This window comes from Mesorhizobium sp. A623 (assembly GCF_054489405.1).
In genome coordinates, this window is sequence record NZ_JBTMXB010000028.1 from 31,874 (window position 1) to 48,227 (window position 16,354).

Annotated in this window: 18 protein-coding genes and 3 pseudogenes; 5 read left to right on the top strand and 16 right to left on the bottom strand. The window is 60.4% G+C overall.

Annotation, left to right across the window (positions count from 1 at the left end; translation table 11 throughout):
- Nucleotides 1–7 precede the first annotated feature (7 nt).
- On the top strand, nt 8–919 hold the full coding sequence (locus ACX3P1_RS21545) for a DMT family transporter (RefSeq protein WP_459081655.1): 912 nt from the start codon (nt 8–10) through the stop codon (nt 917–919).
- 131 nt (nt 920–1,050) lie between these two features.
- On the opposite strand, the gene ACX3P1_RS21550 is transcribed toward ACX3P1_RS21545, so the two are convergent.
- From ACX3P1_RS21550 to ACX3P1_RS21570, 5 genes are all read right to left on the bottom strand, one after another.
- Complete coding sequence (locus ACX3P1_RS21550) at nt 1,051–1,638, bottom strand: hypothetical protein (RefSeq protein WP_459081656.1); 588 nt, start codon at nt 1,636–1,638, stop codon at nt 1,051–1,053.
- 760 nt (nt 1,639–2,398) lie between these two features.
- Complete coding sequence (locus ACX3P1_RS21555) at nt 2,399–2,611, bottom strand: hypothetical protein (protein WP_459081657.1); 213 nt, start codon at nt 2,609–2,611, stop codon at nt 2,399–2,401.
- The gene (locus ACX3P1_RS21560; RefSeq protein ID WP_459081658.1) at nt 2,608–3,498 is read right to left on the bottom strand and encodes a DUF7007 domain-containing protein; all 891 of its coding nucleotides are present in this window, start codon (nt 3,496–3,498) and stop codon (nt 2,608–2,610) included. The genes ACX3P1_RS21555 and ACX3P1_RS21560 overlap by 4 nt, the downstream gene beginning before the upstream one ends.
- A complete protein-coding gene (locus tag ACX3P1_RS21565) occupies nt 3,495–3,971 on the bottom strand; it encodes a hypothetical protein (protein ID WP_459081659.1) in 477 nt (158 codons plus the stop codon). The genes ACX3P1_RS21560 and ACX3P1_RS21565 overlap by 4 nt, the downstream gene beginning before the upstream one ends.
- 92 nt (nt 3,972–4,063) lie before the next feature.
- Entirely contained in the window at nt 4,064–5,776 is a 1,713-nt protein-coding gene (locus ACX3P1_RS21570; RefSeq protein WP_459081660.1) for a ParB N-terminal domain-containing protein, read from the bottom strand.
- A gap of 710 nt (nt 5,777–6,486) precedes the next feature.
- Here ACX3P1_RS21570 and ACX3P1_RS21575 point away from each other — a divergent pair.
- Nucleotides 6,487–6,738, top strand: a complete 252-nt coding sequence (locus tag ACX3P1_RS21575) for a DUF982 domain-containing protein (protein ID WP_459081661.1) — start codon at nt 6,487–6,489, stop codon at nt 6,736–6,738.
- Nucleotides 6,739–6,893: 155 nt separating this feature from the next.
- On the opposite strand, the pseudogene ACX3P1_RS21580 reads toward ACX3P1_RS21575, so the two are convergent.
- From ACX3P1_RS21580 to ACX3P1_RS21615, 8 genes and pseudogenes are all read right to left on the bottom strand, one after another.
- A pseudogene (locus ACX3P1_RS21580) lies at nt 6,894–7,108 on the bottom strand (IS5/IS1182 family transposase); the annotation flags it as partial.
- Nucleotides 7,105–7,316: pseudogene (locus ACX3P1_RS21585) on the bottom strand (NYN domain-containing protein); the annotation flags it as partial. The pseudogenes ACX3P1_RS21580 and ACX3P1_RS21585, both read right to left, overlap by 4 nt.
- A 262-nt stretch (nt 7,317–7,578) precedes the next feature.
- Nucleotides 7,579–8,271 (bottom strand): amino acid ABC transporter permease, encoded by a 693-nt coding sequence (locus ACX3P1_RS21590; RefSeq protein ID WP_459081662.1) that lies wholly within the window; start codon nt 8,269–8,271, stop codon nt 7,579–7,581.
- Between the two features lie 20 nt (nt 8,272–8,291).
- Entirely contained in the window at nt 8,292–8,999 is a 708-nt protein-coding gene (locus tag ACX3P1_RS21595) for an amino acid ABC transporter permease (protein WP_459081663.1), read from the bottom strand.
- Between the two features lie 55 nt (nt 9,000–9,054).
- Entirely contained in the window at nt 9,055–9,879 is an 825-nt protein-coding gene (locus tag ACX3P1_RS21600; protein WP_459081664.1) for an amino acid ABC transporter substrate-binding protein, read from the bottom strand.
- Nucleotides 9,880–9,895: 16 nt separating this feature from the next.
- Nucleotides 9,896–10,633, bottom strand: coding sequence for an amino acid ABC transporter ATP-binding protein (locus ACX3P1_RS21605; protein ID WP_459081665.1), 738 nt, complete (start codon nt 10,631–10,633; stop codon nt 9,896–9,898).
- Nucleotide 10,634: 1 nt separating this feature from the next.
- Nucleotides 10,635–12,131 carry an NAD(P)-binding domain-containing protein gene (locus ACX3P1_RS21610; protein WP_459081666.1) on the bottom strand — a complete coding sequence of 499 codons (1,497 nt, stop codon included), beginning with the start codon at nt 12,129–12,131 and terminating at the stop codon, nt 10,635–10,637.
- Nucleotides 12,128–13,117, bottom strand: coding sequence for a LysR family transcriptional regulator (locus tag ACX3P1_RS21615; protein WP_459081667.1), 990 nt, complete (start codon nt 13,115–13,117; stop codon nt 12,128–12,130). Before ACX3P1_RS21615 ends, ACX3P1_RS21610 begins: the two co-directional genes overlap by 4 nt.
- Nucleotides 13,118–13,287: 170 nt before the next feature.
- Here ACX3P1_RS21615 and ACX3P1_RS21620 point away from each other — a divergent pair, with 170 nt between their 5' ends.
- The 3 genes and pseudogenes from ACX3P1_RS21620 to ACX3P1_RS21630 form a co-directional block, all read left to right on the top strand.
- Nucleotides 13,288–13,770 (top strand): CMD domain-containing protein, encoded by a 483-nt coding sequence (locus ACX3P1_RS21620; protein ID WP_459081668.1) that lies wholly within the window; start codon nt 13,288–13,290, stop codon nt 13,768–13,770.
- A complete protein-coding gene (locus ACX3P1_RS21625) occupies nt 13,767–14,342 on the top strand; it encodes a peroxidase-related enzyme (RefSeq protein WP_459081669.1) in 576 nt (191 codons plus the stop codon). Before ACX3P1_RS21620 ends, ACX3P1_RS21625 begins: the two co-directional genes overlap by 4 nt.
- A gap of 231 nt (nt 14,343–14,573) precedes the next feature.
- A pseudogene (locus ACX3P1_RS21630) lies at nt 14,574–14,705 on the top strand (IS110 family transposase); the annotation flags it as partial.
- Between the two features lie 135 nt (nt 14,706–14,840).
- Here ACX3P1_RS21630 and ACX3P1_RS21635 read toward each other — a convergent pair.
- From ACX3P1_RS21635 to ACX3P1_RS21645, 3 genes are read right to left on the bottom strand one after another with little or no spacing between them, the layout of a single operon-like run.
- Nucleotides 14,841–15,305 carry an NAD(P)/FAD-dependent oxidoreductase gene (locus ACX3P1_RS21635; RefSeq protein WP_459081670.1) on the bottom strand — a complete coding sequence of 155 codons (465 nt, stop codon included), beginning with the start codon at nt 15,303–15,305 and terminating at the stop codon, nt 14,841–14,843.
- Complete coding sequence (locus ACX3P1_RS21640; RefSeq protein WP_459081671.1) at nt 15,302–15,730, bottom strand: helix-turn-helix domain-containing protein; 429 nt, start codon at nt 15,728–15,730, stop codon at nt 15,302–15,304. The genes ACX3P1_RS21635 and ACX3P1_RS21640 overlap by 4 nt, the downstream gene beginning before the upstream one ends.
- On the bottom strand, nt 15,727–16,290 hold the full coding sequence (locus tag ACX3P1_RS21645) for a cysteine hydrolase family protein (protein WP_459081673.1): 564 nt from the start codon (nt 16,288–16,290) through the stop codon (nt 15,727–15,729). Before ACX3P1_RS21645 ends, ACX3P1_RS21640 begins: the two co-directional genes overlap by 4 nt.
- Nucleotides 16,291–16,354 lie beyond the last annotated feature (64 nt).

A 16,354-nucleotide genomic window follows, 5' to 3' on the forward strand; every position in this document is an offset into this window, starting at 1 on the left:
CGAAAAAATGTCGATCACTCAGACGGCACCGAAGGCGGACAAGGTGGGCATCGCCGTTGCGGCGATGGTTTTCACGGACCTGACGCTTTCCATCGCAGACGCGATCATCAAGGTCACAATCTCGGACATGCCGCTGTCGCAGTTCATTTTCCTGCGGTCCTGCGTCACGCTGCCGTTGTTGATCGCGATCCTGAAATGGTGCTTTCCGCAGGTATCGTTGCGCCCAGCCTATCCTGGCTGGGCCATCGTGCGAAGCAGCCTGCTTCTATCGAGCCTGCTGATCTATTACGCTTCGCTACCGCACCTCAATTTCTCGATGGCGGCGGCGGTCTATTACACGATCCCGCTGTTCATCACCCTTTTTGCGGCCTTCGGGATCAGGGAACCTGTCGGGGCGCAAGGTTGGGTCGGGGTCGCCCTCGGCTTCGTCGGCGTACTGCTCATGCTGAAGCCGCAGGCCGGCGATTTGAGCATATACGCAGTGATGCCACTGGCCTCCGCCATTCTCTACGCTCTGGCGATGGTGCTGACGCGCACCAAGAGCCGTGGCGAAGACCCCTTCGTTCTGGCCCTGATCTTCAACGTGATAGCGATCGTTCTCGGTGGTGGCGCAAGCCTGGCGACCGTGATGGCAGGGAGCGAGAGCGGGCAAAGCCTGTTCGTGGGCGAGTGGGTTGCGATGGGCTGGACCCAATGGGCGCTGATCGGGCTTTTGAGCATGACGATGCTGATCGGCAGTGTCGGCACGGCCATCGCCTACCAGTTGGGACCATCCTCGATTATCTCGACCTGGGACTTTTCCTATCTGGCCTTCGCCGTGCTATGGGGCGTCGTGCTGTTCTCGGAACGTCTGGATGCGGCTTCCATGCTCGGTATTATTCTCATCGCACTGGCCGGGATTATCGTCGTCCGGCGGTAGCGGCGATATAGTGGAGCACCGAGGCCCGATGGCCTTGGCCGTGATATGCGAACAGACCGGCCCTGCAAGGGCCGCCAGTTGCGATAAGGCGAGGTGGTAGATGGGCGGGACCGAAGTCCCGCCCATGGCGGCTATCCGAGAGCCGCCATCTGGTGTTCGGCCGCCTGCCGGCTGACGCCGGCACCTAGGTTTTCGACCTGGCGCTGAAAAGGCTTCCAGCGTTCGCCAACGCTATGCTCGTAGGCTTTGACCGCACCCTCGGCCGCCATTCGCAGCGCATGGGACTGCAGCCCCATGTCGGCGGCGAACTCGCGTTTTCTTTGCGCCTGGCTGTCGAAGCCGACCGGACCTTCGAGATCCTCGTCGCGGCTGTCGTTGGCGAGTTTGGCCGTAGCGTCGCGGGCCTCGGTCACCGCTCGGCTGTAGAACTGACCAGCGCCGTGGGCGGAACCGACATAGGAGCCGACAATGCGCTGCAGGTGGATTTGCATGGCCCAGTCGCTCAAGCCTTCCTTTAAGGCCTCGGTGGTTTCGATGATCAGCCGCTCATGCAGGTCGCGGATGCCGTCGCTGTCGAGGACGGGAAGCCCAAAGCTTTCGGAGATGAGGATAGTCTGGGCGGCGTCGGGACAGACGAGCCGGACCATTTCGAGGGTGGTGCCCTTGCGTAACTGAGCGACGCGGGAGTTGGAGTTGGTAAAGCGAGCGGTCTTGGCCATGATACGATCCTTGTCCTGGTTCACTCCGAAGCGGCTCCGGCTCGTGCCGGTCTTCCCTTCGGTGCGGTCAACTGGAACCGGCGCAAGACGGGCGCTTCAGGGTCCGGGCACGCCAGAGCGAGCGAAGTCGAGTTGCGGCCAAGCGGGGTTTTTTGCCCTGCGCGGGGCGCGGCCCTACTTTGCCGAGATCGGCGGGCTTCGGCCGCAACGCGGCGCGGCACGCGGCCTTGAAGCGAACGGCAGCCGGTTCAAACCGCAGCAAACCGGAGGAAAGACCGGCAAGGGGTGGAGCAGGAGAGAAACAGCATCAGGCAGGGACAGCATGACCGCTCGCTCTCCACCACGCCCACCGCATTCAGGTAGACGCCGCGCGGTCACCCGACGAAATGGCGGCCCAGCCCCAGCCGCCTTCAGGCTCATCGCTGATTCCGGTTTGCCCTCGCACCATGGCGGTTGCGCCAAACCTGCGCAGATCGTCAGCGGAAACCCAGGTTAAGGAAGGTCGACCGGGGAGAAGCATATCCGCCATCTGCCGCAACCGGCATTCTATTCCGCCAGTCTGGCGGCCGATCGGCAGTTGTTACGTAACAGGCGGGCGCCGCCGGACCCACCCACGTCGCGAAAAACGCCATCAGGCGGCGGCCACATCGGGCATTTCGTGGCGTTCCCGAAACGCTGCCAAGGCGCGCTCCTGCCGTGCGAGTTTGCGGGATAGTGCATCGATCTCCGGCTGACGCTCGAGCGTGATTGCTGCGAGCCTCTAGCGGTATCGACGCATGAACGTGTTCGGATCGGGGAGCCTGCCGCGACCAAACGCCGGGCGTTTCCCCAAGAACGTCGGCCGGAGCAACGGGATGACCGCCGTCATGCGCCGGATGATCTGTCGCTCGATCAGGTCGAGTTGATGTCTGGTTTGGCGGCGCGCCTCTTCCATGCGGGCAAGCTTGACGCGCTGGGCGGGATCAAGCGTCATGATGCTGCCCTTCCCTGCCAGCTGATGAAGCTCGAAGGCCCGTCATAGAGGCGATGCCTTGCCGCATCGATGACAAACCCAAAGCGGCCGACCTGGTATTCGCCGGCAGGGACAAGATAACGGCGCTCTTCACCAGAACCGCGTTTGCCGCCGATGGTCGCCACCACCTCGACGTAACCCGGCGCTTGATCGGAGGTGATCGCCGAGACGACGATCCAATCGTCGGCATGCAGGCGGTCAAACGCGCGCTTGTCCTTCTCCGAGGATTGGCCGGATTCCAGCACCTTACCGTGGATTGCCTCCCAGGCATCCGGATAGTAGTCGCGGATGGTTCGATCGGCACAGGCTTTCTCGAAATCCGTAAACAGATCAGGAAATGCCTGGGCCACCGCTGCCCAATGGCAATCTTCCTCGTAGAATGCATTTGCCGATCGCAGAATCGGATGCACCAAGCCATTGCGCTCTGGCGACAAATGAAAGCCGCCGTGGCCGGCTGTCGAATGACAGATTATACCATCGGCATAAACAGTCGCACCTTGCGACGGACCCCACGGCGTGTTCGCGCGGGAGGAAATCTCCCACCGGCCAAGGGCAACGCGTTGCTGCTGATGAAGCGCATTCTCCTCAACACGCTGGCGGAACGCAGCCTCATCGGCAAGTTCACCATTGTGGCCGTAGAAGTCGGATCGCTTCCACGCCTCGATAGGCCGGGAGATTTTCCAACCACTGGCGAGATAGAGTTTTCCTTGCGCGCCGAGCACCATGGCGAAGGCATTGTCACCGACGCGGGCGGCAAAAAAACCTTCAGCGCTGCGTCCAAACGAAACCCCCGGAAATCCGGGGGCATCGTTCACCGCTGCGACGGTGTTCGGAGACAACGCGTTCATGCCGCTGTCCTCCCCTCACCAATGTCTGCCACCGCCTTGTCGGCGATGACCTCTTCCAGCACGGCGTTGGGGTAACGATGCTTTTCGAGCCATGTTTCCGCATCAGCGCGATCTGCTGCGAGATGCAGCAATTCGGCATCGTCACCGGCACGGTCAAGAATCCGGACCGAGCCGATGGCGGGACGCTCCTTTACAGAAAACTTCAGGCTGGAATTGACCGAGAAGCTTTTGTGCACGGTCAAGACAATGACACCACCACTACCATAGTTGCCTTCATGCAGGGTGATGCTGGCCGGCAGCGTGGTGTTGCCGATGTGGCGTTCAGCCTGCTTGCGGATCAGCCGCCCGCCGCTGTTGTTGTTTTCCCAGGCGGCAAGCTTTTTGCGAAAGCGCTGCGGTGGACGAGGCGTACCGTCAGAATAGGTGACGGTGGAGCCGAGCGGCACGAGGTCATAGATCAACTGAGCTGACATGTTGGTCTCCTTGATGCTCATGGTGGAAACGAAACCGCCGCCGGTGATGAACCCGCGGCGGAATTGCGATCGGAAGAAGAATGGACGCGCGGCTACTCGGCCGCCTCGCGGAAACCTTCGCCGAAATTGTCGCCGTCATGGTCATGCGCCGGCTCGACGATGGCATCGCCGTCGAGTTCGTCCTGATGCTCCTCGGTGCCGGCGTCCTCGGACTGCTCCGTGACCTCGTTCTTCTTCAGCCACGATGCGAGCTTTTCCGGATCAGGGGCGAATAACGCTGCCGAATGCACGAAGCGCCCTTCCCTGAAATGTTCGACCAGGGCGGGACGGGTGTCCTTGACCTTCTGCCGCGGCAGGACCGAGGTGTCCTTGCACGAGGCTTCCAGCGCCGGACGCGACAGGCATGACAAGAACTCGTCCATACCCATGTTGACCAACAAGTTATCGGCACCGATGACGTCGCCGGCGACCCGCGAAACGATGCCGCTGGCCGAGCGGTTCTGCCGGCACGACAGCACATCGATCAAGGCGGAACGGGCCGCAATCCGCAGCGTATCCATGTCGAACGCCAGCTTGCCGTCCTGGTCGAACAGGCGCGCGGCATGCTCGCCAAGACTTGCCGCGCCGAAGTACGAGATGTCGCGAGCGCCCGAAGCGACGGTCACGTTCTGACCGGCAAACGCCAGAACGAGCAGCGCCATCAGCGTGTCGTCCTCGATCGACGCGCGCGACAGCGCCTCGTGAAGGGCATCCGTACGCAGGTCGCCAATCATCTCGACGCCCTTGCGGGTTACGTCGGGACGAGGCCTTGCCGCAACGACGCCATCGTCGCTCTCGCCTCCATCCAAAGCGCCATCCTTGTCCTTGGGCTTTTTGGCTGCCGGCATGCGGTAGGCGACCGACTGCACCTTGCCGTCACGATCGAGATACATGGCGGTGTGGTCGGACTTGCCAGGCTTGCCATAGACCCGCTCCGCCTTGGGCGGCAGCTTGACCTCGCCATAGCTGCCCACCTCGGCGATAGCGCCACGCTTTGGCAGGTTATTGGCCATCCATTCCTGCTGAGCGCCCAGATAGGCTTCGACATCGGTAGTGTAGCGGCTGTCCTCATCGGCGGGAGCAAACAGGTCTTCCACCCAGGCAATGCCGTACGCCTCTCGAAGATCGTCATCAAAACTCGCAAGCCTGGCGAACATGCGGGTCTTGGTGAGGCCCTGGGCCACGCTCCACCAGGAAACCTGCGGATCTGCCTTGGACGGCTTGTGCTTCTTCCAGACCTCTTTCTGGTCATCGAGCGAAGCGGAAGCGATCGTGCGAAGCTGCTGCTCGTTCGGCATGTCGCCCTTGGCCATATGGTCGAGCATGGCCGGCAGCACGTTGGCCAGCAGGCGCAACTTCTTGATCTGCCGGACCGGCAGCGCCAGGGCAATGGCGATGGCCTCCTCGGTCCAGCCGAGCGCAACAAGACGTTCGATGGCGCGCCACTGATCGACCGGATTGAGCTGCTCGTGCGCCAGCGTTTCGGCCAGCGAGCGCATGGCGCCGCCATCCTCAGTGCGTTCGACCACCAGCACTGCGATTTCTTCGAGACCAGCCGCGATCGCCTGCTTGACGCGGCGATGACCGGCGTCGATGACAAAACCGTTGCCGCCATTGAATTCCGGGGCAACGACAGGCGGCTGCACAATACCAACAGCCTTGATCGTCGCCAAAAGCAGCGCGTCAGCCTGCGGGTTGGATTTTGAGCGCCGCGCCCTGTCGGGATTTTCTGTCAACGCACGCGGATCGACAAACTTCAGTTCCATGGAAATGCTCCTTCAAGGGTTTCCGGACGCCGCCATTCGCTGCGTCCTTCCTCGTCTTCTTCTCGAAGACACCCTCAACGCCGCGGAGCGGGCGGGCCGGTGCAACTGCGGCCGAGCAGCCCTGCCCGTCCGGCCAAGCGGGGCTTTCAGCCCTGCGCAGGACGACGCGGCCGGGATCGCGCAGGCGGCGGTTGAGCGAAAGCGTCACCGGTACGACCGATCAGCGAGCAAGGTTTTCTCCTCTTTCCTCTTAATTCTCTCCAATTTCCGGATTCACCTTGTCGAGTTGACATGGCCGCTGCATCCGCCATCAATGCCGCTCCTTCAGTCCGTGCTCACAATGTTCCAATGCTTTGGTGCAGCAATCTCCAGGACGTAGGATAGTTTCCCTAATCCGTTCAACAGCGGTGGCGACGGTGCCTTCGCCTAAGTTCATTTCACAGCTGACACAAATCGTTGTTCGACCGGGCAGAATGGTTCGCTACAACCATAACGCGGCGGACCTTCTGGCGAGCAAGCGGGCTGGGGTCTCGGCAATGCTCCTTCGGGAGCGCCAGCCTATGCCTTCGGTGTGCACCATCCGTCCAGATTGGCTTCAACTTTTATTCTGAAATCGGGCCGGATTGGTTATGCTGCCACCATTGCGTTGACGTTATGCAACCTCCGGGGCGTATTGGCGTTCTGGTTCACAGTACGCGGGAGGTCGGTCCATGAAGAAGTTCAGCGTGAGTGCCTGGGCAAAGGATGGTGAGTTTGGCATTCGTCCGATAGGCTCGGTCGAGGAAGCGCAAATATTTCTCGTAAGCTGGCCGGCAATCGATCGAGGCCCTCTCTATCACGCTGCCGCGAGCAGCATCGAGGCCGCCAATGCAGGATCCATACTCCCGGACGAGGCTAAGGATACCCTTGTCGAGTTCCTAGATGAAGCAGACGCCTTGGCTGAGGAAAGGCTTGCTACTTAAAGGCACTACCGAAGTGATGCTGACAGGCATCATGACATGCTTCGCGCGCTTTTCTTTGGTGAGGCATTGGCAATTTCCGGTGCGTGGAATTCACCAAGCGTCGCGTCGATGCGTTTGTCAGATTCCCCGTAGTTTCCGATCTTTGAAACGGCTGACTATGCCGTAGCTTTCTCGCAGCGGACGGATTTCGGCCGTGTGCAGGCAAACATACCGTTGCGAATAGCGCAGCCGATGGCGACTTCTGTCTGCTGAGCATGGAACGGCCGGGCCCGTATACGCCGCCCGATGCTGATTTGTATCGCCCGATGGCGGTCTCGACCAGTGCGCATTTGACGTATCCGGTGGAGACCTGCCAATGCATCCGGCTGTCGTGTAGGCAAGTTGCTGCACTGGTTGAATGGAGTGCTCCAGCAGGAATTCCTTCCAGCCGTTGAGGTTCGGCTTGGTCCAGTCTCCATAGATTCGCCTGACACTGGCGGTGCCATAGGTGGCGATCTCGGCCAGGAGTCCACTGACGATCTTCGGGGAGGCGTTGTCACCGTCGATGGGAGAGCCAACGTGTCGGATGTGCCGGTCATCTGTCGAGCCTTTGTTCCAGGCGATCTTTGTGCCTTAATCCAGCGCACTACTCCAGCCGACTTGAGACGGGTTTTAGAGATTTTTTCAGTCGGCAGATTGCAGTTCTTTTGGCATCGAAATCGCAAATATCTCAATGAGCTCGAACACCATTGGTTGCCAAAGGGCAACGGTTCGATTCCCATCAAGGCGAGCACCGCTTTGATCCTCAGGATGTCGCTCGGGTTGAGCGCCCTCTTGAGTCAGCAAAGCCGAGGGCTACCATCAGGCCCATACCCTAAGAGCCCGTTCCATCCTGTCTGCTGCGTAGGTGACGATATAGGCAATAACCATATAAACCACCACGGCGATCAGGAACGCTTCGAGGTAGTAAAAATTCAACGCTGCGGTCAATTGTGACTGGGCGAAAATATCGACGACTTCAATGGCAAACCCCAGCGACAGCGCTTTCATGATCACCATGATCGAATTGGCAAGGTCAGGGATAGCCGCAACGATCACTTGCGGAAGCATGACGCGTCGAAACACTTGGCTCTTCTTGTAGCCTAACGAGTAGGCCGCATCAGCTTGGCCGGAATCGAAGGAATTCAGCGCACCCTTCACCACCTCAGCCTGGAACGCAGCAACGCAAGCGGTCAACGCGACGACGAGCGTGACCCAGTTCGGTGTCGAATGGCCGTTGTAATCTACCCCGACCAAAGAGGCGAGGAACCGGGAGGCTGGCGGAAGACCATAATATGCAAGGAAGATCACGATCACCATAGGGGCGCCCTTGAAGGCGACCTTGTAGGCAACGACGAGTTGCCGGAGCACAGGGATCCGTCGATATTCAACCATCGCAAACAGGCCGCCGATGATCGTTGAACACACGAAGACGACCAGAGCCATGGCGAGCGTCACGGGAACCGCGCCAAGAATGTCGTACAAATCGGGGAGCAGGACTTCGGAATCGAACATGAGATGACCTTCTCTTCAGATCAGACGCTTGCCATCAGGGTGGCCTTGGCCGGCATGGTGTTGGGCGCGAACTTCGCGTTTCGCGTTTCGAAGTAGCGCACGACGAGCCACGCCACGAGACAGAGCAGCGAATAGATCACCGCCAGTACAAGGTACGTCTCGAACTGGTACTGGTTGTAGTCGCGCTCCATGACAAGATGCGCAGTCGCCATCACATCGGCAGCCCCGATATACATGACCAGCGCGACGTTATGGATGAGGTAGATGATCGAGTTGCCGTAGCCGGGTAGCGCAATATGCACGGCCTGCGGGCCGACGACGCGCACAAGCTTTTGCAGGAAGGTATATCCGAGACTATCGGCAGCGTCATGTTGACCACGTTCGACGGCCAGGTAAGCCGGACGCAGGACCTCCGACAGATAACCGCCATGATAGAGGCTAAGACCAACCATCGCAGCGACGTTTGGTGTCACGAAATCTTCAACTTCGAACAGCGCCACCACCAACGGGAGCCCATAGAAGGCAACGAACAGCTGGAGCACCACAGGCACGCTCCGGGCATAGGATACGTAGAGGTCAGCCAATTGGCTGATCACCGGGATCCTGCGCACCCGGAACGTTGTTGCGGTCAGCGCCAGGCCGAAGCCGACGACCATGGCCGTGAACGTGATCGCGAGCGTCAGCGGCAATGCCATTAGCAGCTCGGGTATCATTATGGAAAGGTCCACCTTGGAACACTCCTTCTTGTCGTTTCGGCCTTGATCGTCGGGACTACGCGCGGCGTTAATTCATGTACGTGGTGATGTCCTCGCCGAACCATTTCTGCGAGAGCTTGGCGAGCGTGCCATCGGCTTTGAGCTCCTTCAAAGCCTTGTCGATGTCTTCGGAGAGGGCCTTGTTCTCCTCGGAGCGGTGGATCAGGACGAAGGTATTGTTGATCGCCACTGGCTCACTTGCCTTGACGTCGAGTTTCTGCTGGTCGATCACGGTCTGCTCGCCAAGGTTAGACGGCAGGACCAGCGCGTCGTACTTGCCATTCTCGACTTCCTTCAGGCGATCAGGATACGGGATGCCTGCGCTCGATGCCGTGACCTCGATCTTTGTGTCGGGGTTCTCTTCCTGCCACTTGGTCGCAAACTTGTAGATGCCGCCGCCAGCCGTGACAGGCACGATCTTCTTGTCGACAAGATCCTTCATCTCGTTGATGCCGCTGTCCTTACGGCTGTAGATCTTAATCAGGCTAGCGCCGATCGGGCTCTCAGGCATAAGGAACTGCTTTTCGCGAGCAGGCGCGCGATAGTAGCCGCCGGTCGCAATGTCGTACTTGCCGGTGGCAAGGCCCGTTTCCTGCGCAATGTCGGCAGCGCCTTCCATCACGAATTTATACTGGGGCAGCTTTGCGTTGATCGCCTTGAGCACGTCGGGTTCGTAGCCCTGCGGCTCGACGCCGATCGCGCCCCAAGACAGCGGCTTGGATTCTGCCGCGGTGGCGATCTTGATCGTGCGGACGTCCTGGGCGTGGGAAGCGCCGGCTGTTGCAAAGGCGATTGTGAGGCCGGCTAGGGCGAGACCGAAACGACGACGGGAAGTTGAAGGGGTAGAAGACATTTCAGGCATCCTTTCTTTAGAGGGAGTGTTCAGTGCTGAGGAACTGCGTAAGACGCGGATTGGAGGGCGCGTCGAAAATCTCGGCCGGGCTGCCTTGAGCTGCAACGATGCCCCGGTCCATAAAAACGATCCGGTTCGAGACGTTCTTGGCGAACTGCATCTCGTGCGTGACGAGCAGCGAGGTGATGCCGGACGATGTGACGTCCCTGATCACCTTCAGAACCTCGCCGACAAGTTCTGGGTCGAGTGAGGACGTCGGTTCGTCGAACAGTATCACGTCCGGCTTGACGGCTAGCGCGCGCGCGATGCCAGTCCGCTGGAGCTGTCCGCCTGATAGCTGAGAGGGGTAGCTGTCAACTTTGTCGGAAAGGCCCACACGCTCAAGCTCTTGCAGGGCTATCACGCGCGCCTCTTCTTTTGACTTGCGCTGGACGACCACGAGCGGATCCATCACGTTCTGGATGACCGTCATGTTCTTGAAGACGTTGAACTGCTGGAAGACCATGGCCGAACGGAGCCGGATCGCCTGGATCGCGTTTTTATCCGGCCTCTGGTAATCCATCCGGATCTGATCGAAGGCGATCGTACCCGACGCCGGCTTGGCCAGATAATTGATGCACTTTAGGAGCGTAGTCTTGCCAGTGCCGCTGGGACCGATGATCGAAACCACGTCGCCGCGATTTACCGCAAGATCGACTCCGTTGAGGACCTGCGTCTTTCCGTAGGACAGCTTTAGGTTTTTGAGCTCAAGCATTTCAGGTCGGTGTCCTTTCAGGAAAATGTTCGGGAGGCGTCGGGCCCTCGACTGATCCGGTGTCGTCGTCCGGCCACTCGTCTCCAAGAAGCTCGGGCGTATCGAACGCCTGGAGATCGGCGAAGTGGCGCTCACTATCGGCGACGAAGAGCGCCCTGACGATGCCGCGTGCCAGCCGGTCGGCGCCTTCGCTGATCGCGGGAATATCGCCCGTAAGCTTCCCGTGGCTTAGCGTGGCCGGGAAATTGAAGCAGTGGATCTTCGCCAGAGCCGAGCAAGCACCTGGTTCCTTTTCGAGGAACTCGAATGCGTTTCCGAGGTCGGGCGACGCTTCAAGCTCTTCGTTTCGCATGTCTACGGGAATAGGGAAGCGGTCGCGCCATAGGCGGATATGGGGTGCCACGGCGGCGAGTTCAGGCCGGTTCGTCAGGTCGACCTTGAAGCCCGTACCAAAGATCAGGAAGTCGACGGGATAATGACCCTTAGGAGTCTTCACTACAACATGGTCGGCCTGCTGCTCCAATGCGCTGATGGATCTTCCCAGGTGGAGATGACTCTGTGGGAACGCGCTGACACGCAGAACGCTTGGACGCGGCGGCGGCGTCTGCTGACCCATGGCGTAGTTCAGGAACCGCCACTTCCACTCGTCGGGGAGGCCTGCAAATCCGTGCACCACTCCTTGGCTGCCGATGCCGGTGAACTTGTTGATCCGCGGTAATCCCTTGCGGCGCACGAACATGTCGAGGCGCGTAGCTCCAGCTTCAAGCGCGGTCGCGGCATTGTCCATCGCGGATGCGCCTGCTCCCACGACGCCGACGCGTTTGCCATTCAGAGCTGCGAAATTGATCTCGTCGGCGGTATGAGCCCAGAGTTTCCGATCGATGCCGTTGGCGATGGGCGGCACGTAAGACCCACCCAGACCATCACGACCTGTCGCGAGTACCACGTGGCGGGCGATCATCGTTTCGGCGCGGCCGTCCTGCTCGCAAACCAGATCGAGCATTCCGTCTTCGCGCGGGAGGACTGCATCCACCGAGATGCCGTTGCGCACCGGAAGATCGAGCACCCGGCGATACCAGATCAGGTAGTCCATCCAAATTTCACGCGGCGCCCGGTCGAGGTCAACCCACGCTTCGCTACCGTAGCGCGCCTCGTAATAAGCACGGAACGTTAGGGCGGGCAGCCCCATGGCTGGCCCGGTCAATTGCTTGGGAGAGCGGAGGGTGCGCATGCGTGCAAAAGTGATCCACGGCCCCTCGTGCCCGGCAGGCGCCTTGTCGAGTACGGCGTGGTTGGCGACGCCCATCCGCTTCAGCATCCCAGAAGCGACCAGTCCAGCCATGCCACCACCGATGATGACGACGTCGGTCACCGCTTTGCCATCGATCTGGCGGGGGGGAACCCAGGACTTGGCAGGCAGCTCGAGCCAAGCGAGGTCCTGCTTCAGCCTCGCTTCGAGACCGTCGAGTCCTTCAGGGAGAGAGGACAGGTCGCTCATGACGAAACTCCTTCAGGCAGCGGCATGTCTCCATACACGGCGTCGGCCAATACCTCGACGCTGCCGGAATCGTGCAGCCGGCAACCGGGCATCGCGAGTGCGACTGCGCGGGCCGCGTCGATCATGGCGGCGACGGTCGGGGTCAGCGGATGCGCGGCCGGTGAGATCGCACCGAACAGGAAAGGAATAGTGTGATCGAGTACGCGCATCACAATACCTTCTAACGGGACGCCAACGACGGTCGCAGGCTCGACGATCGCCGCCCCGAGCCCGGCACGGACCATCGTGAGTGCGGTCATAGAGGCGTTGACGTCGATGATCCGTTGCGGTGACACTCCTGCTCGCCCAAACGCCTCGTCGATGCGATGCCGCAAACGGAAGGGATTGGCCAAAGTAATGATACGACGTTCGGCAAGATCGGCGAGACGCACCACGTCGTTGGCTGCGAGCGGGTCGTCCGCTGCGAGAGCAACAACGCACGGTGCATCGGCGATCCAGTGTACGTCGAGGCCCGGATGTTCCAGCGGGAGACTGGAGATCCCGAAGTCCGCTGAGCGGGCGAGTACGGCTTGCACGACATTTTCGGCCGCAAGTGCCTGTACGTGGAGATGCCGTGGAATGAGACCTGGCGCGACGGCCGCGATAGCCTGCGAAAGCACCGCCGCTGCGAGCGACGGTGTTGCTGCGATTGTGAGTGATGCCGGCTCGTCGAGTCCAATAGCGTTTGCCCGCTCGCGGATATGCGTCAGGCTCGCTAGATGACGCTCGACCTCGGCATGAAATACCAGTCCCCGCGCTGTGGGAGTAATGCGAGGCCCGCTCCGGTGCAGGAGCGCATAGCCGATGTCGGCTTCCAGATCCTGAATAAGCCTGCTGACGGCCGGCTGCGAACGGCTGAGAAGCCTCGCCGCCCCGGTTACGCTCCCGGCGGACATCACCGCTGCAAAGGCTTCAAGCTGCCGGATATCAAGTGGGCTATAATGCATAATTGATATCAACCATCCATCTCAATGTGCGTACAGCATGATAGTTCTTAATTCGCGACTGGAAATAGATAATTTTTTCGCATCATTGGCGGGCAATCATGGTAATTTGACATACTAGACGGCCGGGCCTACCTGCCCCGCACACCTGCTGTCGTCATGAGGAGCTAGTCTTGACACTCATCGAAACCCTTGTTTCCGTGCGGCCGGGCACGGCCCTAGCGGCCGCCATGGAGAAACGCGCGGAAATCTTGCGCCTGAGCGAAGCGGCGCACGACGCCGTACTTTTGCCTCGTGATCCAGGCGGCCTATCCCACGGACTGAGGGCGGCGCTCGCCGCCCGTATGGCGCGGCAGAACCGCAACCCCGCGCTCGCAAGCCACTACGACACCCTGGTAGCGCGCGCCGGTGAACCGGCGACGGCCTCGCTTGCCGATCCTGGGACAAACGGCGCGGAGCGGCGTATTGCGGAGATCGTCCGTCACGCCGACCGGCTAACAGTTGCGCCTCGTGATGCCACACGCGTGCATGTGGACGCGTTGCGCCAAGTCGGCCTCACCGACGCCGACATCGTTCGGCTGGCTGAGCTTGCGGCGTTCGTCAATTACCAGGTGCGTGTCATTGCCGGCCTGAAGTTGCTTGGAGAAATGCGATGAGCGAGATCGTTCACACCTTCACCACCACAGTTCCCCGCTGGCAGCCCTACGTCGTTCCGGTTGATTTCGCGACGGCGACCGACGAGCAGCATGCGGCGATGCAAACGACGCCGTCTCACAAGGGCATTTCGCCGTACGTGCTCACCTTGGCGCTCGACCCCGAGACGCTTGCCGTCCGCTCGCCTCTCTTCAACTTGATCATGTATGGAAAAGACGGTTTGGCGTCGAGCGAACGCGAGCTGGGTGCCGTTGCAGCATCGGTTGTTAACCGATGCGTTTATTGTGCCGCCGTGCATGCCTCCCGGTTCACCGCCCAGACGAAACGCACTGACGTGATCGACGCCATCTTCGCCGACGGGCTCGATGCCACGCTCGATGAACATCTCCAGGCAATCTTCGATTTCTCGGCCCGGTTGTCGCCAACGCCGCCCGTGGCCACGGCTGGCGATGCTCAGATGCTGACCGATGTCGGCCTCGACGAACTCCAGGCACTCGATCTCGTCCTCTCGTCGGCAATCTTCGGCTGGGCGAACCGCCTGATGCACACACTCGGCGAGCCGATAAAGGACTAGCCTTCGACGAGATTCAACTCGAACGGTTAATGCCATTTAGGCGCCCATTTTGCAATACCCGGCGATCCTGTCACAAAGTCAAGGTCTGGCTGCCCTTTACCACTTGCTCGGCAGGCTTTTTGGTACTTGAGGGTTTAGGGTTCATCTTGGGCCTTCGTCAGACGACGAGACCAAAACCCTCCTTCAATCACAACCTCAAATCTGGGACAGAGGTGCTGACGGCGAACAAACGTCACCAAGCGGCGAGGCCGGCAAAAGGCCATCGTTGCACTTGCACGCCGGCTGGCGGTGATCATGCACCGCATGTGGAGCGACGGCACCGAATTCCGCTGGACAAGGGAGAGCTCGCCCGCAGTTGTCTGAACAGACTGCCAGGAAGGAGACTATAAAGTTCCACCTGCCGGTGGAAAGGCGTCCTTCGCGGGACGATGGATGAGGTGAGTTCGCAGTTGGCGGCTGCGTTGCGCCCCATCGTCCCCAAACCAACAAAACCAACTCTCATATCTCGTGTCCTTTCACTGCTTCATCTGTGTGAGTCATCATGCGGATACGGACCATGCACTGCTCCCGGACCAGTCCGCTTGGCAGCACGGAAACGCGCAATCGAGTAGGGTCCAAGTGGTATGGGCGGATCACGTCCAAACAGCAGATCACCAATGAGTTTGCCGGTGGTTGGACCTTGTGTGAGGCCGAGGTGCCGTGCCCGAACACATACAAAATGTGGGCGTGGGTCGGAGAACGACTGATAACGGGCAAGGTGTCGGGAGTCGCAGGTCGGTGGCCGCTCCACGCGACGTCGCCATGATCCTCCAGGCCCGGGAGATAGACCTTTGCAAGCCTGACCAGGGCTCGCGAGCGAGCAAGGTTCGGGGTAGCTCGCAATCCTCCGAATTCGGCCGCACCTCCGATTCTTAGACCAATCGTAAGCGGCGTCGCCACGAACTTGCGCTCTGCGAAGATCATCGTCCGATTGAGGGCGACTTGACGCCATCAAGCAGCCCCGCTCGCCCGGCCAGGAGAGCGCCCGAGCAGATCGACGCGAGCAACATGCCGGGTTTCCAGCTGCGCCGGAGCCACTGGACCAATTCGTCGGACCCTTGATTGAGTGCATCGAACGGCTGCCCGGCGTCCATCGGCTCGTCGGTATCACCTGCGATCACGATCATGGCGCCAGCCTCCACGGCCTCGGGCAGTGGCGAGATGCCGGCAACGCGCAGCCCAATCGAGGTCGTGACCTCGGGCAATGCGCCAATGTAGTCGACGTCGAACTGCACTTCCTGCTGCAGCCGATTGGCATAGCGCAGGGCCTCCATTGGCCCCGCAACATCGAGCAACAGGGTCCGCGCCGGTAGTACGACGTAGGTTGGAACCCGACGCGGCGTCGTCATGCCGCGGCAGCCGTCGTCTCATCGGCCAGCGCCTCGGCGATCGTGCAGACGCGGGCGAAGCGGCCATCGAGCACAGCTGCCGTGCGGGCCTTAATCTCTTCGGTCGTCCAGGTTTTTCCGGTCGCGTCGGTAAGCGGCATTGTATGGGTCGCCTCGGTGACGTAGTCGATTTGCCAACCGAGATCCGAACCATGGCGAGTGGTCGTCTCGCAGCATTGTTCGGTACGAATGCCCGAGACGACGAGGCGACGGATGCCGTTCTCGATCAGGTATACCTCGAGCGGTGAGCCGACGAAGGCCGAATGCCTGAACTTGAAGAACTCGAGATCGGGCTTGTCGAGCTTGAGTTCGGCGAGTGGTCTAACGAAGCCCGAAGTAGGGGAGAAAATGCCTTCGGACTCAGCATGGAACACGCGCACGATCCTCCAGCCCTTATCAATTGCACCGTCGATGAGCGCCTGCTGGTTTCTGAGATAGGTCGGGCTATCGACCTCCTCCCAGCTAGCGCGCTGACGGAAGCTTTCCTGGGCATCAATTACAAGTAGGGCAGTATCGGTCATTTCTGGACACTCCGTGAGCCATGGGGTGTTGCAAACGTAGCCCTTGTATCAGGGTAATCCAGCC